At 72.5% G+C, this 24,476-nt stretch carries 16 protein-coding genes; 13 read left to right on the forward strand and 3 right to left on the reverse strand.

Going from position 1 to position 24,476, the window contains the following annotated elements:
* Positions 1-32 precede the first annotated feature (32 nt).
* On the forward strand, positions 33-1,331 hold the full coding sequence (locus ACIQOU_RS18070; protein WP_401537703.1) for a sensor histidine kinase: 1,299 nt from the start codon (positions 33-35) through the stop codon (positions 1,329-1,331).
* 8 nt (positions 1,332-1,339) lie between these two features.
* Here ACIQOU_RS18070 and ACIQOU_RS18075 read toward each other — a convergent pair whose 3' ends face one another.
* Both ACIQOU_RS18075 and ACIQOU_RS18080 read right to left on the reverse strand, forming a co-directional pair.
* Positions 1,340-1,834 (reverse strand): SUKH-3 domain-containing protein, encoded by a 495-nt coding sequence (locus ACIQOU_RS18075; RefSeq protein WP_401537704.1) that lies wholly within the window; start codon positions 1,832-1,834, stop codon positions 1,340-1,342.
* 135 nt (positions 1,835-1,969) lie between these two features.
* Positions 1,970-2,539, reverse strand: a complete 570-nt coding sequence (locus ACIQOU_RS18080) for a YwqJ-related putative deaminase (protein ID WP_401537705.1) — start codon at positions 2,537-2,539, stop codon at positions 1,970-1,972.
* Positions 2,540-2,942: 403 nt separating this feature from the next.
* Here ACIQOU_RS18080 and ACIQOU_RS18085 point away from each other — a divergent pair, with 403 nt between their 5' ends.
* From ACIQOU_RS18085 to ACIQOU_RS18100, 4 genes are all read left to right on the forward strand, one after another.
* Entirely contained in the window at positions 2,943-3,068 is a 126-nt protein-coding gene (locus tag ACIQOU_RS18085; protein ID WP_401537706.1) for a hypothetical protein, read from the forward strand.
* Between the two features lie 385 nt (positions 3,069-3,453).
* The gene (locus ACIQOU_RS18090; protein ID WP_401537707.1) at positions 3,454-4,443 is read left to right on the forward strand and encodes an SMI1/KNR4 family protein; all 990 of its coding nucleotides are present in this window, start codon (positions 3,454-3,456) and stop codon (positions 4,441-4,443) included.
* 7 nt (positions 4,444-4,450) lie between these two features.
* Positions 4,451-7,225: an SUKH-4 family immunity protein gene (locus ACIQOU_RS18095; protein WP_401537708.1), complete on the forward strand. Its 2,775-nt coding sequence runs from the start codon at positions 4,451-4,453 to the stop codon at positions 7,223-7,225.
* 947 nt (positions 7,226-8,172) lie between these two features.
* The gene (locus ACIQOU_RS18100; protein ID WP_401537709.1) at positions 8,173-9,066 is read left to right on the forward strand and encodes a cellulose-binding protein; all 894 of its coding nucleotides are present in this window, start codon (positions 8,173-8,175) and stop codon (positions 9,064-9,066) included.
* Positions 9,067-9,216: 150 nt separating this feature from the next.
* Here ACIQOU_RS18100 and ACIQOU_RS18105 read toward each other — a convergent pair whose 3' ends face one another.
* Positions 9,217-10,722: an MFS transporter gene (locus tag ACIQOU_RS18105; protein WP_401537710.1), complete on the reverse strand. Its 1,506-nt coding sequence runs from the start codon at positions 10,720-10,722 to the stop codon at positions 9,217-9,219.
* Between the two features lie 600 nt (positions 10,723-11,322).
* On the opposite strand from ACIQOU_RS18105, the gene ACIQOU_RS18110 reads away from it, so the two are divergent.
* The 8 genes from ACIQOU_RS18110 (at position 11,323) to ACIQOU_RS18145 (ending at position 24,140) form a co-directional block, all read left to right on the forward strand.
* Positions 11,323-12,111 carry an ABC transporter ATP-binding protein gene (locus tag ACIQOU_RS18110; protein WP_401537711.1) on the forward strand — a complete coding sequence of 263 codons (789 nt, stop codon included), beginning with the start codon at positions 11,323-11,325 and terminating at the stop codon, positions 12,109-12,111.
* A complete protein-coding gene (locus ACIQOU_RS18115; RefSeq protein ID WP_401537712.1) occupies positions 12,108-14,687 on the forward strand; it encodes an ABC transporter permease in 2,580 nt (859 codons plus the stop codon). The genes ACIQOU_RS18110 and ACIQOU_RS18115 overlap by 4 nt, the downstream gene beginning before the upstream one ends.
* A gap of 428 nt (positions 14,688-15,115) precedes the next feature.
* Positions 15,116-18,646: a transcription-repair coupling factor gene (gene mfd / locus ACIQOU_RS18120; protein WP_401537713.1), complete on the forward strand. Its 3,531-nt coding sequence runs from the start codon at positions 15,116-15,118 to the stop codon at positions 18,644-18,646.
* A gap of 475 nt (positions 18,647-19,121) precedes the next feature.
* Positions 19,122-19,865, forward strand: a complete 744-nt coding sequence (locus ACIQOU_RS18125) for an HNH endonuclease family protein (RefSeq protein WP_401537714.1) — start codon at positions 19,122-19,124, stop codon at positions 19,863-19,865.
* A gap of 312 nt (positions 19,866-20,177) precedes the next feature.
* Positions 20,178-20,816, forward strand: coding sequence for a hypothetical protein (locus ACIQOU_RS18130; RefSeq protein WP_401537715.1), 639 nt, complete (start codon positions 20,178-20,180; stop codon positions 20,814-20,816).
* A 38-nt stretch (positions 20,817-20,854) separates the two neighbouring features.
* Entirely contained in the window at positions 20,855-22,330 is a 1,476-nt protein-coding gene (locus tag ACIQOU_RS18135; protein WP_401537799.1) for a protein kinase, read from the forward strand.
* Positions 22,331-22,511: 181 nt separating this feature from the next.
* Positions 22,512-23,339, forward strand: coding sequence for a glycoside hydrolase domain-containing protein (locus tag ACIQOU_RS18140; protein WP_401537716.1), 828 nt, complete (start codon positions 22,512-22,514; stop codon positions 23,337-23,339).
* A gap of 156 nt (positions 23,340-23,495) precedes the next feature.
* The gene (locus tag ACIQOU_RS18145) at positions 23,496-24,140 is read left to right on the forward strand and encodes a SurA N-terminal domain-containing protein (RefSeq protein WP_401537717.1); all 645 of its coding nucleotides are present in this window, start codon (positions 23,496-23,498) and stop codon (positions 24,138-24,140) included.
* The last annotated feature ends 336 nt before the right edge of the window (positions 24,141-24,476 follow it).

Genomic DNA, 24,476 nt, shown 5'->3' on the forward strand with positions numbered 1-24,476 from the left:
TGGTGGGGGTGGGCGAACGTACGCTGGGGGGTATGACTGTGTCGGGGGAAGGCGGGGCCGGGGCTCGGGGAGGGCCCTGGTGGTGGGGGCGGTGGCGGGGTGCGCTGCTCGATGTGGTGCTGGCCTGGCTGTCCGCCGTGGAGTGCGCGTTCGAGGGCATCCGGTTCGCCACGGACGCGGGTGTCCCGGCGTCGGCCGGGGTGGTCTTCGGCGCGTTGGCCGGTTCCGTGCTGCTGGTGCGCCGCAAGTGGCCGATAGCTGTCGTGCTGGTGTCGATCGCGGTGACCCCGGCCCAGATGGGCTACCTGATGGGCGTGGTCGGCCTGTACACGCTCGCCGCGTCGGAGCTGCCGCGCCGGATCATCGGGGCCCTTGCGGGGATGTCCCTGGTCGGGATGGTGATCGTGATGGCGGTGCGGGTACGGCAGGACATCACGCGCGGGACCTTGGATCTGGGTGACTGGTTCGTGCCGTTCGCGGCGATCACGACGGCGGTGGGGCTGACGGCACCGCCGTTGCTGCTGGGGCTGTATGTGGGGGCCCGGCGGCGGCTGATGGAGAGCTTGCGGGAGCGCGCGGACAGCCTGGAGCGGGAGTTGCAGCTGCTGGCGGAGCGGGCGGAGGAGCGGGCCGAGTGGGCGCGCAACGAGGAGCGGACGCGGATCGCGCGGGAGATGCATGACGTCGTCGCGCATCGGGTGAGTCTGATGGTGGTGCACGCGGCGGCGTTGCAGGCGGTGGCGCGCAAGGACCCGGAGAAGGCGGTGCGGAACGCGGCGCTGGTGGGGGACATGGGGCGGCAGGCGTTGACGGAGTTGCGGGAGATGCTCGGGGTGCTGCGCCGTGGGGACGGGGCGGAGCCGGGGGAGCGGTCGGTGCCGTTGGCGGCGGTGGGGGTGGCGGCGGCTGCGGCGGCTTCGCGGGCGGTGGCGGAGGGGGAGGGTCCGGGGCTGGCGGAGCTGGCGGAGTTGGTGGGGCAGTCGGCGGCGGCCGGGATGGTCGTCGAGCTGTCGGTGGAGGGGGAGGGGCGGGGGTATGCGGCGGCGGTCGAGCAGACGGCGTACCGGGTGGTGCAGGAGGCGTTGACGAACGTTCACAAGCATGCGGCCGGTGCGAAGACGCGGGTGCGGCTGGCGCATCGGGGGGCGGAGATCGCGATGCAGGTGGAGAACGAGCCGCCGGGTGAGGTGGCGTCGTCGGCCCGGTTGCCGTCCGGGGGCAACGGTCTGCTCGGGATGCGGGAGCGGGTCGTCGCGTTGGGCGGGGTGTTTGTGTCCGGGCCGACGGATGCGGGGGGTTTTCGGGTGTCGGCGGTGCTTCCGGCGGGGTAGCGGCCGGGTCAGCCGGCGGTGAGGCGGACGGGTTCGGTGCCGGTGACCAGGGCGGTGAGGGCCTGGTCGAGGTCGGGGCCGAGGTACCAGTCGCCGGTGTGGTCGAGGGTGTAGACGCGGCCTTCGGCGTCGATGGCGAGGAGTCCTTGGCTGTCGTTCTCGGTGCCGAGCGGGCTGACCTCGATGTCGAGGGCGCGGCCGAGGTCGGCGAGGGTGCGGGCCATGTGGAGTCCGTGTATCGGGTCGAGGTGGAAGGTCGCGGGGGCGATCTGGCGGCCGGGGCCGCCGGGGGTGACATCGAGGCCGCCGAATTCGGCCCAGGCTTCGACGGCGGCGGGGAAGACGGCGTGTCGGTGGCCTGCGGGTGAGGTGTGTTCGCGGAGGGTGTCGGCCCAGATCTCGGCTTGTTTTATGTCCCAGCGTCCGGGTTGCCAGCCGGCGGCGCGGAGTGCGGCGTCGACGGGGGCGGGGAATCGGCTGGTCGTGGTGTGGTCGGCGTGCATCTGCCCTTCGTTCGTCGAGGTCAGGGGTGAGGGGCGCGTGGGGCGCCGGGGCGGTGGGGGTGGGGGGAGTCGGGGGGGTGCTGAGGGTGCTGAGGGTTCTGAGGTTCCGGGACGTCAGGGGGGCCGGGGGAGTTTTCAGCCGCGGGTGCGGGCCTGGTCGTTGGGGGTGGCGGGTTCGATGACGCGGACGCCGAAGTGGGCGGTGAGGGCGGTGCAGGCGCGGCAGGGGGCGGCGAATCCGCCGTGCAGGGGGTCGCCGTCCTCGCGGATGCGGCGGGCGGTGAGTTTGGCTTGTTTGAGGGCCTTGCGGGCTTCGCCGTTGGTCATGGGTTTTCGGGCGGCGCGTTTGCTGCGGGCGGCGTCGGCGGTGGTGATGTGCCGGGAGATGAGGATGGTCTCGGCGCAGCGGCCGGTGAAGCGGTCGCGTTGGGCGCTGGGGAGGGTGTCGAGGAAGTCCTGGACGAGGGGGTGGAGTTCGGGGGCCTGGTCGCCGCGGGCGGCGGTGCCGGTGAGGGTGGCGCCGCGGACGGAGAGGGCGGCGGCGACGGTGGGGAGTATGCCGTCGCGGCGGTGGCGCAGGGTGGGGGCGGGCGGTGTCTCGGTGCTGCTCCAGCCGACGCGGGGGTCGCCTGGGGCGCCGTTGCGGAATCTCATGTTCCGGACGTCCGCGTGCGGACCCGTGTGGGTCGCGTTCATGATCATCATCCCCTCCCGAGCATCCCCCGGCGGAGACAGAGTGCCAAATCCCGTGGCTGCTGCGGAAGCTGGGGCGGTTCGACACGCCCGTTGCGGGGCTGGCTGTCACGAGAGGGTGACGGCTGGTCACGGTGGTGACGGGGTGGGCGGCCGGTGCCCGGTGACCCGTACGGGTGTACCGCATAGGCTGTCCGCACCGCGATCCACGCGGTGCACGCGTGGAGACGGTCCGATCGGGTCCTTCTCGGTCGGGACCGGTCGAGTTCCGGTCGGTTCGGGTCGGTTCCGGTGGGGACCGGTCGAACTGCCGGACGCGGTCGGCCGGACGGGTCGGGGCCGGGCAGCCGGCTCCGGGTTCCGGACGGAACGTGTCGGGCGCAACATTCGGTACATATGTCGGACGCGGTATCCGGTGGACGTTCGCGGCCCCGGGCGCTCGGCGGATGTGGTGGACGTGGTGCGGGTGCTGGATGTGCCGCGTGCGTCGGACGTGGTGCGTGCGGTGGACGTGGTGCGGGTGCCGACGTCGTGCGGGTGATGCGTGCGGTGTCGGTGGCGGGTGTCGCGGACGCGTGCTCGGTGAGTGGCGTGGACGCGGGGTCCGGTGAACGGTTCGGGCGCGGTGTGCGAAGTAGAGGTCGGACACGGCGTGCGAAGCGCGTGCCGGGCGCGGTGCGCGGAGTGTGCGCCGGGCGCGGTGAGCGGTCCGGTGGCTGTGCCGGACGGTGGTGTCGGGCGCGGTGGTCGGGCCGGACGGCCGGTCGGCGGCTGGCGACAGCCAGTGGCAACCGGTGGCATGGAGCAGGAACAGGTAGTGGGTCGTCGGACGTAGTCGGTCGGACGAGGTAGTCGAACACGCGATACGGGTGTGGGGACCGACGGCGGTCGTCAGCCCGTACAGAACGCCGCAGGGGGCAACCGCCATGACGACAGGTCGGCTCGGGCAACAAGCCGCGCCGCCGAACGCGGCCTACGCCGGGCAGGTCGTGCACTTCCCGGACCCGGTCCGGGCCGCCCGGCACCCCAGAGGGGTGCGGATGGACGAGCACGGCTACCCCGACTTCTCGGCGTACGCGCGGGCCGCCGCGGAGATCGCGGAGCCGCCGGAGGGCTTCGGCGTCGACGAACTGCGGCTCACGGACTACGTCTCGGCGAACGCCGCGCTCGCCGCCACCGGCCACGAACTGTGGGACACGGTGCCGAGTGTGGCGACCCCGCACGGCTGGACCTGGCACCACGTGGCCGGCACCCGGCGGCTGCACCTGGTGCCGGTCGACGTGAAGGCGTTGCTGCGCCACCACGGCGGGATCGCGACGTCGCCGGTCGACCACGGCAAACGGGGCACGCGGCCGTTGCAGGAGACGCGCCCGGCGCACTTCGGGCTGCCGAAGTCGGGTGTCGCGGTGACGGAGGCGCAGGTGCAGGGCGTCGAGGAGGACCTCGGCTACCGGCTGCCGGGCGCGTACCGCTCGTTCCTGAAGGCGGCCGGCGGGTGCGCGCCGGTGGGCACCGCGCTCGACGCCGAGCTGGGCCTCCTGGTGGACCAGCCGTTCTTCACCGTCCGCGACGAGGCCGCCGTCAACGACCTCGTGTACGTCAACAAGTGTCTGCGGGACCATCTGACCAAGGACTTCCTGGGCGTCGGTTTCGTCCAGGGCGGCCTGCTCGCCGTGAAGGTCAAGGGCGAACGGCCGGGTTCGGTGTGGTTCTGCGCCTACGACGACGCCCGTGACGTCGACCCGTCGTGGGCGCCCGCGGTGCGCGTGGAACGGCTGCTGCTGCCGTGCGGCGACGACTTCGACACGTTCCTCTCACGTCTCGCCGGCTCCCCGCCGGAGCTGGAGACCGTGGCGAACCTGATGGTGGACGGCGGCTTCGCGCGAGCGGTGCCCGTGACGTCCGCGGGGGAGTGACTGACCGATGGTGACCTTCGCGCAGGCGCAGGAGCGCGCCGAAGAGTGGATCAACGGCGAGGTGCCGTCGTACCAGCACCGTGAGGTGCGGGTGCGGGAGTTCGACCTCGGGTTCGTGATGTGGGCCGAGGACCGGGCCGAGGGGCCGCGTTCCGACGGCGGGGCGCAGCGGCTGGTGATCGCCCGGGACAGCGGGGAGGCCACGTTGTGGCCCGCGTTGCCGGTGGGTGAGGTGATCCGCCGGTACGAGGAGGAGTACGGCCGTCCGGACGAGGAGGCCGAGCCGTCGGCCCCGACCCCGGCGCCCGCCCGCGTCGACCTCAACCAGACGTCGTTCCTGCTGAGTCCGCCGGAGTGGTTGCAGGAAGCGGCGGACAAGAGGGGTATTTCGCCGCGACAGGGCAACGATGGTGGCGGCGACGCCGGTTCGGATGCCGAGGGGGCGGGTGCGGGGGCGGGTGCTGTCGCGGCTTCCGCGTCGGGCTCCGGCCAGGGTGCCGGCCAGGGTGCTGGTTCGGATTCGAGCTTTGGCGCCGGTGGCCCGTTCGGGTCCGGTGGTGGGGGAACTGTGGGCGAGGCGCCGGGAGTTGGGGCGTCCTGGCCGGAGGCCGGTTCCGGTGCGGACGCCGGGGCGCGCGAGGGGGCGCCGGGTGCGCCGGGTGTGCCGGGCGTGCCCGCCGGGGCGACCCCCTGGGCGGGGACCGACACCAACGGCGACAACGGCGAGGACCGTTCCGTTCCGCTTCCGGCGACCGTGTTCGCGCCGCCGCTCGGTGCGGCCGGTGACGGGGTGTCGCCGGGTTCCAAGACGGCGTTGATCGCCGGGGGCAGCGCGCTTCCGCCGACGGCGGTGACACCGGCGTTGGACGACACGGGGGCGCGGGGCGGACCGGGTGCGCCGACGGCGGCGCCGACGTCAGCGCAGGGAGGGACTTCCACGCCTCCGCCGTACGGGTATCCCCAGGGGCCGGTGGCTCAGGGGGCGCAGGGGACTTCGGGTGCGCCGGGTGGTGCGCCGTTGCCTCCGCCGGGGGCGCCCGCGCCGGTCGGGGCGCCGGGCGCGCAGCCTTATGGGTATCCGCAGGGCAGTACTCCGCCGCCGTCCGGTGCGCCGGGTGCGCCGTCCTACGGGTATCCGTCGGCGTCCGACGCCGGGGACATCGCCGATGCCGCGACGAGCAAGGCGACGCCGCCTCCGGGCCGGGCGCGGGGTGGGGCGACGCCGCCGCCTCCGCCGGGCGCTCCGGGGACGCCGGGCGCGCGTGCGGGGGGTACCCCGCCGCCTCCGTCGGCTCCGGGTGCGCCGGGGGCGTCGGCGGGTGGGTATGTGCCGACGCAGCTTGTGTCGTCGTTGGGCCCCGACGGGGCAGGGGGCACCCCGGGTGCTCCCAAGCCGCCGGGCGCCCCGAACGCGCCCGGTGGTACGCCCCCGGGTGGCGTCCACCATGCCGCGACGGTGCTGGCGAGCCCGGCGGTGGGCAGTCCCGGGGCACCGCATCCGCCGGGGGCGCCCGGTGCTCCGCGTACGCCCGGTTCGCCTGGTGTGCCGTTGCCTCCGCCGAACGCCCCGAATGTTCCGAACGTCCCGAACGTGCCGGGGGCTCCGCCTGCGCCGGGGGCGCCGCCCGCGTCCGGTGGGGTTCATCACGCGGAGACGGTGTTGGCGAGCCCGGCGGTGGGTGGGCCCGGTGCGCCGTTGCCGCCGTCCGCTCCCGGGATGCCGCCGGGGGTTCCCGCGCCGCAGCCGCCGATGGCTCCGCCTGCCGCGCAGCCTCCGGCGTACGGTTATCCGCCGTCGCAGCAGGGGCAGCCGACGGTGGGCCCCGGGTATCAGGCGGTGTTGCGGTACCGGGCGCAGGACGGTTCCGAGCAGCAGTTGATCCGGCGGTCGGCGCCGGGGACGCCGCATCCGGAGTGGCAGATCTTCCACGAGCTGCGCGGTATGAACGTGCCGCCGGACCAAGTCCTCGAACTGCACACGGAGTTGGAGTCGTGCGAGCTGCCGGGTGCCTACTGTGCGCGGATGATCCGGGAACAGTGGCCGCAGGCGCGGATCACGAGCATCGCCCCGTACGGCACGGATCACGCGAGCCGGCAGCAGGGGATGCGTCAACTGCTCGCGCACCAGGGCGAGTTGCATCAGGTGGCGGACGGTCCCGCGCGGCCCGCGCCGGTGCGGGCGCCGTTGCCTCCGGTGCAGGCGGCGTCGCTGATTCCGCCGGAGGGGGTCGCGCAGGAGCTGGCGGGGGCGTTCGGGCCGGGGTTGTTCCGGTTCGAGCAGGCGGCGGTGTCGCGGCAGGGGGTGCCGCCGGTGGTGGCGCACTCGTTGGTGGCGGCGGGGTTGCCGATGGACATGGGGCCGTTCTTCTGGGCGCAGGCCCAGCCGGGGCGGCCGGTGCCGACGCTTGCCGAACTGGCGCAGGAACGGGGGGTGCAGCCGGCCTCCGACGCGGGCTCCTATCTCGTCATGGGCAGTGACTTCGGCAAGGCGCTGTGTGTGCAGTACGGCACCGCGAACATCGTGGCTGTGCCGGTGGAGGCGGGGCCGGGGGGTGCGCCGGTCGCTCCGCAGTTCGTCAACACGGGGTTGCCTGAGTTCCAGCGGTGTCTGGCGTTGCTGGGGCGGATGTGGCGACTGCGGTTCGGGTTGAACCCGGAGCAGGCGGGGCGGTGGACGGTCGATTTCCAGGCCCAGTTGGCGTCCCTGGACGGGGCGGCGTTGGGCTCGCCGGAGAGCTGGTGGTCGGTGCTGCTGGAGGAGATGTGGGACGGGTTGCTGTAGCGAGCGCCGGTTGAGTGCGGGGCGCGGGGATGCGCAGTTCCCCGCGCCCCTTTTTTTCGCCGTGCGGTGACCCTTGGCCGGGTGGGTGGGGCGTGTTCTTGGCCCGTTTGTGGGTGCGGGTTCGGTGGGGGCGTGTCCTCGGCCCGTTGCTGGGTGCGGGTCCGGTGGGGGCTTGGCGCGCAGTTCCCCGCGCCCCTTTTTCGGCGTGTGGTGGTCCTTGGCCGGGTGGCTGGGGGCGTGTTCTCGGCCCGTTGTTGGGTGCGGGTTTGGTGGGGGCTTGGCGCGCAGTTCCCCGCGCCCCTGGGGGGTGCCACGTTGGGCGGGTTGTTGGGTGCGGGTTTGGTGGGGGCTTGGCGCGCAGTTCCCCGCGCCCCTTTCGGCGTGTGGCTCGGCCTGCATGGCCATCCGAGGTGGGCGCACGCGTCGATATGCGGCTCGCCGTGCGGGCGCGCGTGCCTGCCCTGCCGGGCGGCACTTATCCGGTTGGCGTGACTGCATGCCGGAGAGGGGGCGCGGGGAACTGCGCGATCGGCCACGACGGTGCCGCGCTTTCTTTCCTTGCCGGGCGGCACTTATCCGGTTGGCGTGACCGTATGCCGGAGAGGGGGCGCGGGGAACTGCGCGATCGGCCACGACGGTGCCGCGCTTTCTTCCCCTGTCGGGCGGCACTTATCCGGTTGGCGTGACTGCATGCCGGAGAGGGGGCGCGGGGAACTGCGCGAGTGGCCGTGCCCTCGTCCGCTGCCGGGCTGCACGTACTCGGTCGGCGTGGCCAAGGGGCTCGGGCAGCTTTCAGTGGGCCTGTACTTGAATTCGCGGCCGGGGGTGGATTTGGGCGGGACCGTTACCCCCTCTCGGAGTGTCGCGTTAGGGGCACTTACGCCTGGTACATGAAGATGTGCGCCAAATCATCTTTTAGTGTCCGTTTGGCGGAGAGGGGTTCCAGGATGAGTGGCGCATCGGGCTCGCCCCACGGTTTCGTGGCGGTCAGAGGACGGGAGTACGGCTACCGCCCAGCCCAGGCCGACGCGTACGCCGACGGCGTCTCCCGGGCCAGGGACGCCGCGTGGGAACGCGCCGCGAGGCTCACCGTGCTGGCCAGGGAGATGGCCATCGACACGGCCCGGCTGAAGGAGGCCGCCGCCCACCTCGCGCCGCAGACCTACGAGGCGCTCGGGGAGCGCGCGCACACCCTGTTCGCGCTGGTCCAGGAGGAGGCCGCCGCCGTACGCGACGGCGCCCGCGAGGAGGCGCGCACGCTCCTCGATGCGGCGCACGCTCACGCGACCGGCGTACGGGACGCGGCCCAGGCGCACGCCGACGCCGTACGCGCCGACACCGACGAACGCGCCCGGCAGCGCCTGCTCGCCGCCCGCGCCGAGGCCGACGCGTTCCGGGTGCTCGCCCGGCGCCAGGTGAAGGCGGGCCGGAGCGACGTCCTCGGCGTGCTCCGCGAGACGCGTCACCGCACCGCCGCCACCCTCGCCGACCAGGCCAGGGAGCACGCCGAACAGTGGGCCAGGGCCGAGCGGGACGAACAGGCCGCGCTGGCCGCCGTCGAGGCGGACGAGGCCGAGCGGGCGGCCAGCGCGGAGGCGGCGTTGTCCGACGCGAAGCGGGCCTTCGCGGAGGCGGAGGCGTCGGGGCGCCGGTGGCAGGAGGAGGCACACGCGCGTGCCGCCGAGATCGTCGCCCACGCGCGCGTGCGGGCGGAACGGCTCGCCCGGGAGACGGAACAGGTGCTGCGCGAGCACAGCGAACGCTGGGACGACGTGCAGGCCCAGATGGACGACGTGCGCAGCAGCCTCACGGCGCTGACGGGCTCGCCGACCGGGGAGTGACCCGGGGCAGGCCGCGACGGGGGCGTGCGCCGGTGACTTCACGGCGGGCGTGCGCCGGTGCGCACGGCGCTTCAGCCGACCGGAGTGTCAACTTCCGCTGACCTCACCGCCGTTGAGGCGCTGTCGTTCCTGTCTTTCCTGGAGGGGGCGTCACTCCTTCAGTTCCGGGAATTTTCTCGGGGCCAGGAAGAGGAGGGCGAGGAAGGCTGCCGTGGCCGCGCAGCCGGCGCCCAGGTAGACCCAGTGGACCGCGTCCGCGATCGCCCGGCGGGTCGCCTCCGGGACGGAGCCGGTGCCGAGGTCGCGGGTGACCGTGTCGAGGTCGCCCGCGCCGCCGAGGCGGGAGGCGAGCACCGCGTTGGCGACCGCGCCGAAGAGGGCCGCGCCGACGGTCTGGCCGGTCTGGCGGCAGAACAGGATCGACGCCGTCGCCGTGCCCCGTTCCGACCAGCCCACCGTGGACTGCACGCCGACGATCAGCGGGAGTTGGAAGAGGCCGAGCGCGGCGCCGAGGGCCAGCATCAGGAGCATCGGCTGCCAGGCCGCGCCGGGGTAGGGCAGGAGCGGGAACGCGAACAGGAGCAGGGCCGCCGCCGCGATCCCCAGCATCGCGGTGTTGCGGAAGCCGATCCTCCGGTACACGTGCTGACTCAGTGCCGCCGACACCGGCCAGCTCACCGTCCAGACGGACAGCACGAACCCGGCCGCCACCGGCGCGAGCCCCAGCACCGACTGCGCGTACGTCGGCAGGAACACGGCCGGCGCCACCATCAGCAGCCCGAGCGCGCCCAGCGCCAGATTGACCGCCGCGATCGTCCGCCGCCGCCACACCCACCCGGGGATGATCGGTTCGGCCGCCCGGCGTTCGACCAGGACGACCACCCCGACCAGCGCGAACCCCACCGTGAGCAGCGCGACCGACGGCGCCGACAGCCACGGCCACGCCACCCCGCCCTGCACCAGCGCCGTCAACAGCACGCCCCCGGACGCGAACACCGCCAGCGCCCCGGCCCAGTCGACACGCGCGCGTGTGTCACGCCGTTCGCGGGCGGGTTCGTGGAGGTGGCGGACGATCAGCCACAGGGCGACGGCGCCGACCGGGAGGTTGACGAGGAAGATCCAGCGCCAGCCCGCGTAGGCCGCGAGGACGCCTCCCATGCCCGGGCCCGCCACCGCCGAAACCGCCCATACGGTCGACAACTTGGCCTGGATCTTCGGGCGGTCCTTCAACGGGTACAGGTCGGCGGCCAGCGTCTGCACCGTGCCCTGCAACGCCCCGCCGCCCAGGCCCTGCACGATCCGGAACGCGATGAGCGCGGCCATGTTCCAGGCGGTCGCGCACAGCAGCGAGCCCACCAGGAACAGCGCCGCGCCCACCACCAGGACCGGCTTGCGGCCGAAGGTGTCGGAGAGCTTGCCGTAGACCGGGAGCGTCACCGTCACGGCGAGCAGATAACCGGAGAACAGCCAGGAGAAGTAGGAGAATCCGCCCAGGTCGCCGACGATCTGGGGGATCGCCGTGGAGACGATCGTCGAGTCGAGGGCGGTCAGCGCCATCGCCAGCATGAGGGCGGCGACCACGGCGGCCCGCCCCCGTCTCGTGGGTGCGCGCCGGTCCGTCGTCGCCGACCGTATGTCGATGTCCCCCTGGTCCACAGGAATCCTTTCCCCGTACAACTGTCCGCCGCGTTCACTCTCCCACTCGACCCGCACGCCGGGGGAGGGCGCAGTCCCGGGTGCGCCGGGGTTGACCCCGACCCTGAGAACGGGTCGGCCCCGCGCCGGACGACCCCTAGGGGACCCTCCGTAGGCGAGATCGGGGGTCCGTCGTCCCGGAGGAGGACGAGGAGGCGGGCGGTGACTGCCTAGCCTGGTGCTACGCCGTGGGGAGCGGGCGCCGTGGGGGCACGGGGCAACGGCGGTGAGGACGCGGGGCAACGGCGGGAGGGGCGCGGGGAGCTCCAGCGAGGGGGGCGTACGGGGGCGTACGGGGGGTGTCGCCGGGGGGTGGCAGCCGTGAGGGGTGGGGTTTTCCCCCGGGGCAGGACGGGGTCGGGCACCAGGGTGCCGGAGGGCTGTTCGGCGCCAGACTCATCACCACACCACACCACACCGCAGCACATCGCAGCGCAGCACATCGCAGCGCAGGACATCGCAGTGCGGTGCGGGCGCGGTGCAGCACACGAATTCCGTTCAGGCGTCGGCCGGTTGACGGGGCGACGTGATCTATCTGGTGACCGATTTAGGAGACAAACGGTGACAACGGCTGTGACCATTCCCCGGCACGGGGGTACTGGAGGGCGTACGGCCGTTGCCGCACGGGCTCGGCAGGTCGTGAAGGCGTACGGGTCGGGGGAGACCCGGGTCGTCGCGCTCGACCATGTCGACGTGGACATCGCCCGCGGCCAGTTCACCGCGATCATGGGCCCCTCGGGGTCCGGCAAGTCCACGCTGATGCACTGCCTCGCCGGGCTCGACACCGTGTCGGGCGGCGAGATCCACCTCGCCGAGACCGAGATCACCCGGCTCAAGGACAAGAAGCTCACCCGGCTGCGGCGGGACCGGATCGGGTTCATCTTCCAGGCGTTCAACCTGCTGCCGACGCTGAACGCCCTGGAGAACATCACGCTGCCCATGGACATCGCCGGGCGCACGCCGGACGGGCTGTGGCTGGAGCAGGTCGTGGAGACCGTCGGGCTCGCCGGGCGGCTCACGCACCGGCCGAGCCAGCTCTCCGGCGGGCAGCAGCAACGGGTCGCGGTGGCACGGGCGTTGGCGGCCCGGCCCGAGATCATCTTCGGCGACGAGCCGACCGGGAACCTCGACTCCCGCGCGGGCGCCGAGGTGCTGGGCTTCCTGCGCAGGTCGGTCGACGAGCTGGGCCAGACCATCGTCATGGTCACCCACGACCCGGTGGCCGCCTCCTACGCGGACCGTGTGCTGTACCTGGCGGACGGCAGGATCGTCGACGAGATGTACCAGCCGACCGCGGACACCGTCCTGGACCGCATGAAGGACTTCGACGCGCGGGGGCGTACCTCATGACCGTGCTGAGAACCTCGATGCGCAACGTCTTCGCGCACAAGGGGCGGATGGCCCTGTCGGCGGTCGCGGTGCTGCTGTCGGTGGCCTTCGTCTGCGGCACCCTGGTGTTCACGGACACCATGAACACGACGTTCGACAAGCTGTTCGGGGCGACCTCCGCCGATGTGACGGTGTCCGCCAAGTCCGCCTCCGACAGCGGGCAGACGACGTCCGACACCGGCAGACCGCCGGTGCTGCCGGGCGCCCTGGTCGCCGAGGTCCGCGCGGTGGACGGCGTCACCTCGGCCGAGGGGAGCCTCACCTCGACGTCGGTCACCGTCGTCGACGCCGCGAAGAACAGCCTCTCGCCGACCAGCGGCGGACCGACCATCGTCGGCTCCTGGAGCGGCAACGACGCCCGCACCATGAAGATCACCTCCGGTGCGGCGCCGAAGGGCGCGGGCCAGGTCATGGTGGACGCCGACACCGCCGCCAAGCACCACCTGAAGCTCGGTGACGCGATAGGCGTGATCACCGCGGTCACCACGCACACCGCGCGGATCTCCGGCATCGCCACCTTCCAGATCACCAACCCCGGCGCCGCCGTCTTCTACCTGGACACGAAGACCGCCCAGCAGACCCTGGTGGGGCAGCGCGACGTCTTCACCAGCGTCAACGTCACCGCCGCCGACGGCGTGAGCGACGCGCAGGTGAAGAAGAACGTCGTCGGCGCGATCGGCACCGGCTACAAGGTGCTGACCGCCAAGGAGACCGCCGACGCCAACCAGAAGTCCCTGGGCAGCTTCCTCGGGGTGATGAAGTGGGCGATGCTCGGGTTCGCCGGGATCGCCTTCCTGGTCGGCATCTTCCTGATCATCAACACCTTCTCGATGCTGGTAGCCCAGCGCACCCGTGAGATCGGCCTGATGCGGGCGATCGGCTCGTCCCGCGCGCAGGTCAACCGGTCCGTGCTGATCGAGGCGCTCCTGCTGGGTGTGTTCGGATCGGTCCTCGGCGTCGGCGCGGGCATCGGTCTCGCCGTCGGGCTGATGAAGCTCATGGGCGCCATGGACATGCACCTGTCGACGAGCGATCTGACGGTGAAGTGGACGACCCCGGCGATCGGCCTGCTGCTCGGCGTCGTCGTCACCGTCCTGGCCGCCTGTCTGCCCGCCCGCCGGGCCGGCAAGGTCTCCCCGATGGCCGCGCTGCGCGACGCCGGTGCGCCCGCCGACGCCCGCTCCGGACGAGTCCGCGGTGTGGTCGGCCTGGTGCTGACCGGCGCGGGGGCGGCCGGGCTCTGGCTCGCCTCGGCGGCCGACGCGTCGCGGGAGGGGTCGCTCTGGCTCGGGCTCGGCGTGGTGGCGTCGCTGCTCGGGTTCGTCGTCATCGGGCCGCTCCTCGCCGGTGGTGTGGTGCGGGTCCTCGGCGCCGTCGTGCTGCGGATCTTCGGGCCCGTGGGACGGATGGCCGAGCGCAACGCGCTGCGCAACCCGCGCCGCACCGGCGCCACCGCCGCCGCCCTGATGATCGGCCTCGCCCTGGTCGCCTGCCTCTCGGTGGTCGGCTCCTCCATGGTGGCCTCCGCGACCGAGCAGCTCGACAAGACCGTCGGCACCGACTTCATCATCCAGTCCGACAGCGGCCAACGGATCACCCCGCAGGCCGTCAAGGCCGTCGAGAGCACGCCGGAACTGGCCCATGTCACCCGGTACAAGGTCACCAGGGCCGACTGCACGACGCCCGACGGCAAGCTCCTCAAGGGCACCGACCTCACGGCCGCCGACCCGACGTACGCGACCGACCTGGCCACCGAGACCGTCGCCGGTGACCTCAAGGACGCCTATCTGCCGGACTCCATGTCGGTGCCGGAGAAGTTCGCCGAGGCCCACGGCATCCACCTCGGTTCGACGATCGCCGTGAGGTTCGACGGCGGCTCCACGGCCCGCCTGACCGTGCGCGCCGTCACCAGCAGCGACGGCATCGTCGACGCGGGCGCCACGTACACGTCCACCGCGACCCTCGCGGCGCATGTACCGGCCGCCAGGATGCCGCTGGACGTGCTGCTCCTCGCCTCCGCGAAGGACGGGCAGCAGAAGGCCGCCTACACCGCGCTGAAGGCGGCGCTGCACGACTACCCGCAGTACACGGTGCGCGACCAGACCGACTACAAGCAGGCGCTCAAGGACCAGATAGGCCAGCTGCTCAACCTGATCTACGGGCTGCTCGCGCTGGCGATCGTCGTCGCGATCCTCGGCGTGGTGAACACCCTCGCCCTGTCGGTCGTCGAGCGGACCCGGGAGATCGGTCTGATGCGGGCCATCGGGCTCTCCCGCCGCCAGCTGCGCCGCATGATCCGCCTGGAGTCCGTGGTCATCGCCCTCTTCGGCGCCCTGCTCGGCCTCGGGCTGGGGATGGGCTGGGGCGCGACGGCACAGCAGCTGCTCGCGCTGGAGGGGCTGAACGTCCTGGAGATCCCGTGGCCGACGATCCTCGGTGTCTTCGTCGGATCGGCCTTCGTGGGCCTGTTCGCCGCCCTGATCCCGGCGTTCCGCGCGGGCCGGATGAACGTCCTCAACGCCATCGCCACCGAGTAGGCACGCCAGGGCGCCGGGCGGGTCGTGACGACCGTCCGACGCGGCCTCTTTGAAGAAGGCGGCTCCTCTCCGACCGAAAAGGGCGGCCCTTCCGGAACAGCAGCCCTCTTTAAAGAGGACGGCCTTTCGCGGGAGGCGGCCCCTGGAGGGTGAGGGAGCTGCGGAAGAGACGCCCCCTGGAGACCGGGGAGCACGGACCACCGCACACGGGGGTTGCGGGGGCCGCCCGGCGTCGGAGAGTCCTTGGGGGGACTGTCCGACGCCGGGTGTTCGTGTGTACGTTCGACTCCGGGGGTGCCCGGTGGGCCGGACCGGCGGGTTATCCACAGGTCCGGCGGTTGTCGGTCCGCCGACGTACGCTGGAGAACCCCCGGCCCGCACAGCGTGTCGGGCGGTTCGCGTTGCCCATCCCGGACGGAAAGCCCCTCATGAGCCTGCACGGTCTGCTCGACGTCGTCGTCAAGGACCCCGCCCTCGCGGAAGCGATCACGGCGGGCACCGACGGCCACCGCATGCACGTCGACCTGGTCGGCCCGCCCGCGGCCCGGCCGTTCGCGATCGCCGCGCTGGCCCGCGAGACCGGCCGTACCGTCCTCGCGGTCACCGCGACCGGCCGGGAGGCCGAGGACCTCGCCGCCGCCCTGCGCTCCCTGCTGCCGCCCGACGGCGTCGTCGAGTACCCGTCCTGGGAGACGCTCCCGCACGAACGCCTCAGCCCCCGCAGCGACACCGTCGGCCGCCGCCTCGCCGTCCTGCGCCGCCTGTCCCACCCCCGCTCCGACGACCCCGGCACCGGCCCCGTCTCTGTCGTCGTCGCCCCCGTGCGCTCGGTGCTCCAGCCGCAGGTCAAGGGGCTCGGTGACCTGGAGCCCGTGGCCCTGCGGAGCGGCTCGACGGCCGACCTGAACGACGTCGTGCACGCCCTCGCCGCCGCCGCGTACGCGCGCGTGGAGCTGGTCGAGAAGCGCGGCGAGTTCGCCGTGCGCGGCGGCATCCTCGACGTCTTCCCGCCCACCGAGGAACACCCCCTGCGCGTCGAGTTCTGGGGCGACGACGTCGAGGAGATCCGCTACTTCAAGGTCGCAGACCAGCGCTCCCTGGAAGTCGCCGAACACGGCCTGTGGGCGCCGCCCTGTCGTGAACTTCTGTTGACGGACGACGTCCGTACGCGCGCGCGTGCCCTCGCCGAGGAACACCCCGAGCTGAGCGAGCTGCTCGGCAAGATCGCTGAGGGCATCGCCGTCGAGGGCATGGAATCGCTCGCGCCGGTCCTCGTCGATGAGATGGAGCTGCTCGTCGACGTGTTGCCGGACGCCGCCATGGCCGTCGTCTGCGACCCGGAGCGGGTCCGCACCCGCTCCGCCGACCTGGTCGCGACCTCGCAGGAGTTCCTCCAGGCGTCCTGGGCGGCCACCGCGGGCGGCGGCGAGGCCCCCATCGACGTCGACGCGGCCTCCCTGTGGTCCCTCGCAGACGTCCGCGACCGGGCCCGCGAGCTGGACATGATGTGGTGGTCGGTGTCGCCGTTCGCCGCCGACGAGGAGCTGGACGCCGACACCCTCAAGCTGCGCATGCGGGCCCCCGAGACCTACCGGGGCGACACCGCCAAGGCGCTCGCGGACACCAAGGGCTGGCTCGCTGACGGCTGGCACACCGTCTACGTCACCGAGGCCCACGGCCCCGCCGCCCGCACCGTCGAGGTGCTCGGCGGCGAGGGCATCGCCGCCCGCCTGGACATCGAACTGACCTCGCTGAACCCGTCCGTCGTGCACGTGGCGTGCGGCTCCATCGACCACGGCTTCGTCGACGAGGGCCTCAAGCTGGCCGTGCTCACCGAGACCGACCTCTCCGGACAGAAGGCGGCCGGCAAAGAGGGCGCGCGGATGCCGGCCAGGCGCCGCAAGACCATCGACCCGCTCACCCTGGAGACCGGCGACTACATCGTCCACGAACAGCACGGCGTGGGCCGTTACATCGAGATGGTGCAGCGCACCGTCCAGGGCGCCACCCGCGAGTACCTCGTGGTCGAGTACGCGCCCGCCAAGCGCGGCCAGCCCGGCGACCGGCTCTACATCCCGACCGACCAGCTGGAGCAGATCACCAAGTACGTCGGCGGCGAGGCCCCCACCCTGCACCGGCTCGGCGGCGCCGACTGGACGAAGACGAAGGCCCGCGCGAAGAAGGCCGTCAAGGAGATCGCCGCCGACCTCATCAAGCTCTACAGCGCCCGCATGGCCGCGCCCGGCCACACCTTCGGCGCCGACACACCCTGGCAGCGCGAGCTGGAGGACGCCTTCCCCTACGCGGAGACCCCGGACCAGCTCACCACCATCGCCGAGGTCAAGGAGGACATGGAGAAGTCCGTCCCGATGGACCGCCTGATCTGCGGCGACGTCGGCTACGGCAAGACCGAGATCGCCGTGCGGGCCGCCTTCAAGGCCGTTCAGGACGGCAAGCAGGTGGCGGTCCTGGTGCCGACGACGCTGCTGGTGCAGCAGCACTTCGGGACGTTCAGCGAGCGGTACGCGCAGTTCCCGGTGAACGTGCGCGCGCTGTCCCGCTTCCAGACCGACACCGAGGCGAAGGCCGTCCTTGAGGGGCTGCGCGAGGGCTCCGTCGACGTCGTCATCGGCACCCACCGGCTGTTCTCCTCGGAGACCAAGTTCAAGGACCTCGGCCTGGTCATCGTCGACGAGGAGCAGCGCTTCGGCGTCGAGCACAAGGAGCAGCTGAAGAAGCTGCGCGCCAACGTCGACGTGCTGACGATGTCCGCCACGCCCATCCCGCGCACCCTGGAGATGGCCGTCACCGGCATCCGCGAGATGTCGACGATCACCACGCCCCCCGAGGAACGCCACCCCGTCCTGACGTTCGTCGGCCCCTACGAGGAGAAGCAGATCGGCGCCGCCGTCCGCCGTGAACTGCTGCGCGAGGGCCAGGTCTTCTACATCCACAACCGTGTCGAGTCCATCGACCGCGCGGCCGCCCGGCTGCGCGAGATCGTCCCCGAGGCGCGCATCGCCACCGCGCACGGCCAGATGTCGGAATCGGCGCTGGAACAGGTCGTCGTCGACTTCTGGGAGAACAAGTTCGACGTCCTCGTGTCGACGACCATCGTCGAGTCGGGCATCGACATCTCCAACGCGAACACCCTGATCGTGGAGCGCGGCGACAACTTCGGCCTCTCCCAGCTGCACCAGCTGCGCGGCCGGGTGGGCCGGGGCCGGGAGCGCGGCTACGCCTACTTCCTGTACCCGCCGGAGAAGCCCCTGACCGAGACCGCGCACGAACGGCTCGCGACGATCGCCCAGCACACCGAGATGGGCGCCGGCATGTACGTCGCCATGAAGGACCTGGAGATCCGCGGCGCCGGAAACCTCCTCGGCGGCGAGCAGTCCGGGCACATCGCGGGCGTCGGCTTCGACCTGTACGTGCGGATGGTCGGCGAGGCCGTCGCCGACTACCGGGCCGAACTGGAAGGCGGCGTCGAGGAGGAGCCGCCGTTGGAGGTCAAGATCGAACTGCCGGTCGACGCGCACGTCCCGCACGACTACGCCCCCGGCGAGCGCCTGCGCCTCCAGGCCTACCGTTCCATCGCCGCCGCCAACTCCGAGGCCGACGTCACCGCCGTCCGCGAGGAACTCACCGACCGCTACGGCAAGTTGCCCGAGCCGGTGGAGAACCTCCTGCTGGTGGCCGGGCTGCGGATGCTGGCCCGCGCGTGCGAGGTCGGCGAGATCGTCCTCCAGGGCACCAACATCCGTTTCGCGCCGGTGGAGTTGCGCGAGTCCCAGGAGCTGCGCGTCAAGCGCCTCTACCCCGGCACCGTCATCAAACCGGCCGCCCACCAGCTCCTGGTGCCGCGTCCCAAGACGGCGAAGGTCGGCGGAAAACCGCTGGTCGGGCGGGAGTTGCTGGGCTGGGTCGGCGAGTTCCTGGCGTCGATCCTGGGGTCGTAGACGGGCAGAACGGCGGCGCGGCCGGGCGGCCTTGAGGGGGCGCGCGGCCACGCCGGGCCCCGGCGAGCGCGCCGCGCGGGGGCCGCGTGACTTCGTCAGGGGGAGGCGCGTACGGGGCGGTCGGGGAGGGTGCGGGTCTGTTGGGCGTGGCGCGCCAGGCCGTTGGGTGGTGCCGTGGGGGCTCTTCGGGTGGTCGTGAATCGGCCTGTGCGGAGGGGGCGTTGGGGTGTTCGGCAGGTCCGTGGGGTGGTGGCGTGCGTAGTCGTCGGGTGGTTGTGCGCAGGTCTGCCGGGGGACGGTGACGGCCTGGTCGGGGCGGTGCGCGGGCCTGTTGGGGCGCTTGGCGTCCGCCCCGGGGTCCACCCCTTGTGCGCCCGCTCGTTACGGTGTGCCCGCACCGGTGTGGGGAAGAGGCTTCCTGCGGGGGGACCGGGATTGACGGTCCCGGACGGGACCGAGAGCGGGAGGGCGCGAAGTGAGACGTCTGAAGGGCGGGGTGGCGGCAGCCGCCGTACTCATGATCGGAATGGCCGGGCTGACCGGCTGCAAGGACACGGCGACCGGGTCCGCGGGACCGGAGGGGACCAGCGGCGGCAGCACCTCCGGGAGCGGCGACGGCGCCGCCCTCAAGGCCGCCGAGGCACTCACCGTCAAGGGCCGCGCGCCGAAGACGGGTTATGCGAGGGAACGGTTCGGCACCGCCTGGGCGGACACCGACTCCAACGGCTGCGACACCCGCGACGACATCCTGAAAAGGGACCTCACGGAGGTCAAGTACACCGACGGCGACTGCAAGGTGTCCTACGGGGTCCTGGAGTCCGACCCCTACTCCGGCAAGAAGGTCACCTACGCGCGCGGGGCCAGCCTCGTCGACATCGACCACATCGTCGCCCTCTCCGACGCCTGGCAGAAGGGCGCCAAGTACTGGGACGCCAGCAAGCGGATCGCGCTCGCCAACGACCCCCTCAACCTCATCGCCGTCGATTCGAGCACCAACCGCTCCAAGGGCGACGGCGACGCGGCGACCTGGCTGCCGCCGAACAAGGCGTACCGGTGCACCTATGTCGCCGGGCAGGTCGCCGTGAAGACGAAGTACGGGCTGTGGGCGACGTCCGCCGAGAAGGCCGCGATGGAGAAGACCCTCAAGACCTGCCCCGGACAGAAGCTGCCCTCCGGCGGCAACCCGACCGAGGCACCGGCCCGCTTCCGCGCCAACTGAGCGAGCGGGAGGGGTGGTTCGGGTACGCGCCGACGGGGCGGTCGGCGCGCACGACCCCCGGAGCGACGCAGCCGCGGGGCGGGACAGCCGCAGGGCGGGACAGTCGCGGGGCGGCACAGCCGCAGGGTGGGACAAGTCGCGGGGCGGGACAAGTCGTAGGGCGGGGCCGGTCGTACGGTGTGATCAGTACGGCAACGGTTCGGTGCAACCGTGGACCACGGGCGGGCGTCGACATATACGCTCGAACACCTGTCGTCGAACCCGGAACTCACCCACCCGTCCCATCGGCATCAGCTGGTTCAGGAGCAGTCCATGTACGGCCACGGCGCGCCGCCTCCCACCCGTAGCGCGGGCACGGTCATCACCCAGCGGGTCCTGATCTCCCTGGCCGGATTCTTCTCCTGCGGACTGCTCGCGTGCGTACCGCTGTTCCGGGTGGCGTTCCTACGCGGACGCTGGTTCGACTGGCTGGCGGCCTGGGCGAGCCTGCCGCTGGCCATCACCTGCTTCGCGATCGTCGGCGCGCTCGACGAGGACGACAGCCGGGGCGACGCCACCCTCGCCGCCGTCCTGCTCCTGGGCGCCCTCGCCAGCGCCTACTACCTCGTCGTCGACATCCGACTGAACGCCAGGACCCGGGAATTCACCGGCGGCTACGGCACCCCGCAGGCCTCGACCGTGACAGCCGGCGCGTCCCAGGCGCCGACCGTGACCCCGGGCCGGACGGGATACGGCACCCCGCCGCCCGCGACGCCCTACCCGCCCGCGCGGCCCCCGATGCCACCCACGCCCGGCGCGCAGGGCATGCCGGGGGCGTACGGCACGCCCGCGCACCCCCCGGCGCCCGCCCCCTCACCGCAGCCGGCCCGCCTCGACCAGGTACGTGCCGAACTGGACGAGATCAGCGACTATCTGCGCCGCCACGACGGCAACTCCGAGGGCAGCAGGTGACCGAGGGAACCGGACGGCTCGTCGGCGGCCGGTACGCCCTGTCCACGCTGCTCGGCCAGGGCGGCATGGGCCAGGTCTGGGCGGCCTACGACCAACAGCTGGACCGCCGCGTCGCCGTCAAGCTGCTGCGCCCCGACCGGGTCGCCGGGCAGGACGCCGAGGAACTGCGCCGCCGGTTCGTGCGCGAGTGCCGGGTGACCGCCCAGGTCGACCACCCCGGCCTGGTCACCGTGCACGACGCGGGCAACGACGACGACGAACTCTTCCTCGTCATGCAGTACGTCGACGGCTCCGACCTCGCCGACCACCTCGCCGGGCGCACCCCCTACCCGTGGCCCTGGGCGGTCGCGATCGCCGCGCAACTGTGCGCCGTCCTGAGCGCCGTGCACGCCGTCCCGATCGTCCACCGCGACCTCAAACCCCGCAATGTGATGATCCGCCAGGACGGCACGGTCCTCGTCCTCGACCTCGGGGTCGCCTCCGTCATGGAGGCCGACACCACCCGCCTCACCCACACCGGCACCCCCATCGGCACACCCGCCTACATGGCCCCCGAGCAGGCCATGGGCGGCGCCGTCGGCCCGTACACCGACCTCTACGCACTCGGCGTCCTGCTGCACGAACTCCTCGGCGGTGACGTCCCGTTCGCCGGTTCCAGCGCCCTCGGCGTGCTGCACCGGCACCTGTACGAGGCGCCGGTGCCGGTGCGGCGGCTGCGCCCCGAGGTGCCGGAGGCGCTCGAAGCGCTCGTGCTGCGGCTGCTGGCCAAGGACCCCCAGCACCGGCCGGACTCCGCCCAGGAGGTGTACGAGGATCTCGCGCCCCTCCTCCCGGCGCGCGGGACACCCACCGGGGCGCCCCTCGACCCCACGCGCCCCTTCGTCCGCCCGCAGGCCCCCTGGCCCGACCGCGCCCGGACGCCCGCCTCCCAGCCCACCCCGGCACCGGGACGCCCCGATGTCGCCGACGCCGTCGACGACGTCAAACGGCTCCTCGGCGAGGGCCGGGTCACCCAGGCCGTCGACATCCTCGGCTCGATCCTGCCCGTCGCAGCCGACCAGCACGGCGCGAACTCCCCTGTCGTGCGCTCCCTGCGCAAGCAGTACGCCGCGACCCTCATGGACGACGGCCAGTTCCGGCGCGCCCTGCCCGAACTGCGCCAACTCGCCGACGAACGCGCCGCCGAGGCCGGCCGGGCCGACCCGCAGGCGCTCGGCTTCCGCCAGGACATCGCCCAGTGCCTGGAACAGCTCGGCGAACCGGCGGCGGCCCTTGCCGAGTACCGCGCCCTGCTGCCGTACTACGAGAACCAGTACGTCGCCGGGGGCCCCGAACTCGCCCACGACGTCCGCCGCAGCATCGGCCACCTCCTGCTCGCCCTCGGCGACCGCCCCGCCGCCCACGACACCCTCGTGCGCCTCCTGCACGACGTCGAACGCCTGGGCGGCCCCGGCCACCCCCGCGCGGTGGACATCCGCCGCACCCTCCAGTGGCTGGGGCAGATGCGGGGATAAGCAGATGCGGGGGATAAGGGGACAAGCGGCGGGGCGGCGACGCCTTGCACCGCCGCCGGGCACGTTGTCCCGTGTTCCTTCTCCCTCGCTCCTTCTCCGGCGGTCCTTCTCCGTCGTTTCGGCCATTTCAGTCGTCCCGTCATACAGTCGGGCAGTCAGTCACATCAGGGGTGGGGATTCCATGACCAGTCACCGTCAGTCCAAGAGACGCAGATACATCGCCTGGGGCGTCGCCGGGGCGGCCGTCGTCACCGGGGGCGGCATCGCCGCGCAGACCTCCATGGCGGCCACCGTCTGGCCCGCGCAGAAGACGTTCACCGGCCGCGCCTTCGACACCTGCGCCGCGCCCTCGCTCGCCGCGATGAAGGCCTGGAACACCGGCTTCTACGGCGCCGCCGCCGTCTACATCGGCGGCAAGAACCGCGGCTGCGCGCAGCCCAACCTCACCGCGTCCTGGGTGACGTCGGTCAGCGCGTCCGGCTGGAAACTCATCCCGCTCTACGTCGGCGCCCAGCCGTCCTGCCAGACCGGCTCCAGCCCCGAGAAGCTCACCGCGTCCACCGCCGCCTCCCTCGGCACCAACGACGCCAAGGACGCCGTCGCCAAGGCCGCCGCGCTCGGCATGAAGGCGGGCAGCCCGATCTACCTCGACATGGAGGCGTACGACACGACCAACAAGGCGTGCAACGACTCCGTGCTCACCTATGTGCGCGCGTTCAGCAAGGAGTTGCGCGCGAAGACGTACCGCGCGGGGTACTACGGCTTCACCAGCTCCAGTGCCAAGGCCGTCGCCAACGCCACCGACAAGACCGACCTGCCGGGCAACCTCTGGTACGCCCTGTGGAACGGCAAGAACACCACGACCGCGGACTGGCCGTTCGGCAAGGACCAGTACACCGGGCACAGCCGGGGCCACCAGTACATGGTCAACAGCAAGGAGACCCGCGGCGGCCACACGATCACCGTGGACCGCGACGCGTGGGACGCCCCGGTGGCCCTCGTCAAGTGAGCCTTCCCGGACGCGGCTGACCCGCTGAGGGGCGCGGCGGTGCCCGAAGTCCCGCTGAATCGTTGGTCGAATGGGTTGGCCAGAGCTTGGCCACTGCCTACCATCGATCACCGCAAGACTTTGTGCACCGTCGCACAATCTCCTCGGGAGGCTTCCTTGCACCGCCGCCGTCGCACCGCGCTCCTCGTCACCGCCGCGATCGTCGCCGCGGCCCCCGTCCTCACCGCCTGTGGAAGCGACGCGCATCCGGGCGCGGCAGCCGTCGTGGGCGGTCAACGGATCACCGTGGCGCAGCTGGAGAACCGGGTGAGCGAGGTCCGCACGGCGCAGCGTGCCGCCGTGAAGGACCCGGCGCAGTACCAGCAGGCGCTGGCCCAGACCGGCAGCCTCACCCGCGACACCCTGCACGGCATGGTGCTCGACCAGGTGCTGCACCGGGCCGCGCAGGACGCGCGCGTGAGCGTCACCCGCAAGGAGATCCAGCAGATGCGCGCCGGTCTGGAACAGCAGGTCGGCGGCGCCAAGGAGCTGGAGACGGCCTGGCTCCAGCAGTACGGGGTGGCCCCCGCGCGCCTCGACGCCAACCTCCGCCTCCAGCTGGAGGCCCAGAAGCTGGCCCAGCACCTCGGTACCGACACCGGCAAACCGGCGTTCTGGAACGCGCTGTCCAAGGCCTCCAAGGAACTCCACGTCGACCTCAACCCCCGCTACGGCTCCTGGGACGTCCAGAAAAGCAGCCGAGTGGACGCGAAGACCCCCTGGCTCCGAGAGGTGACGGCCCCTTCGCGGGGGGTGGCGTAGGCGACGGGAGCGTGACGCGCGGGGGAGTGCCGGGAAGGGCAACGGCGGGCCTGCGGGGGCGGGCGGCAGAGCAGGAACGGTACGGCGGCGGAGCCGGGCGGATCGAGCAGCCCTCGCCGGGCGATCCCCCGCCCGCCCGAGCAGCCCTCGCCGGGCGATCCCCCGCCCGACCAAGCAGCCCCCGCCGGACGATCACCCCGCCCGACCGCGCTCCCCGCCCAGCCGCGCTCCCCATCCGGTGAGGACCCTCACCCCGCCCCACCTGATCATCACACCGGCCGCTGTGGATAACTCGGGGCGCTGTCCGCAGGGTGCGTTACGTTCGGATCGTGAACG

Origin of the sequence: Streptomyces sp. NPDC091279 (assembly GCF_044757465.1) — a bacterium.
In the GTDB taxonomy this organism is placed as follows: domain Bacteria; phylum Actinomycetota; class Actinomycetes; order Streptomycetales; family Streptomycetaceae; genus Streptomyces.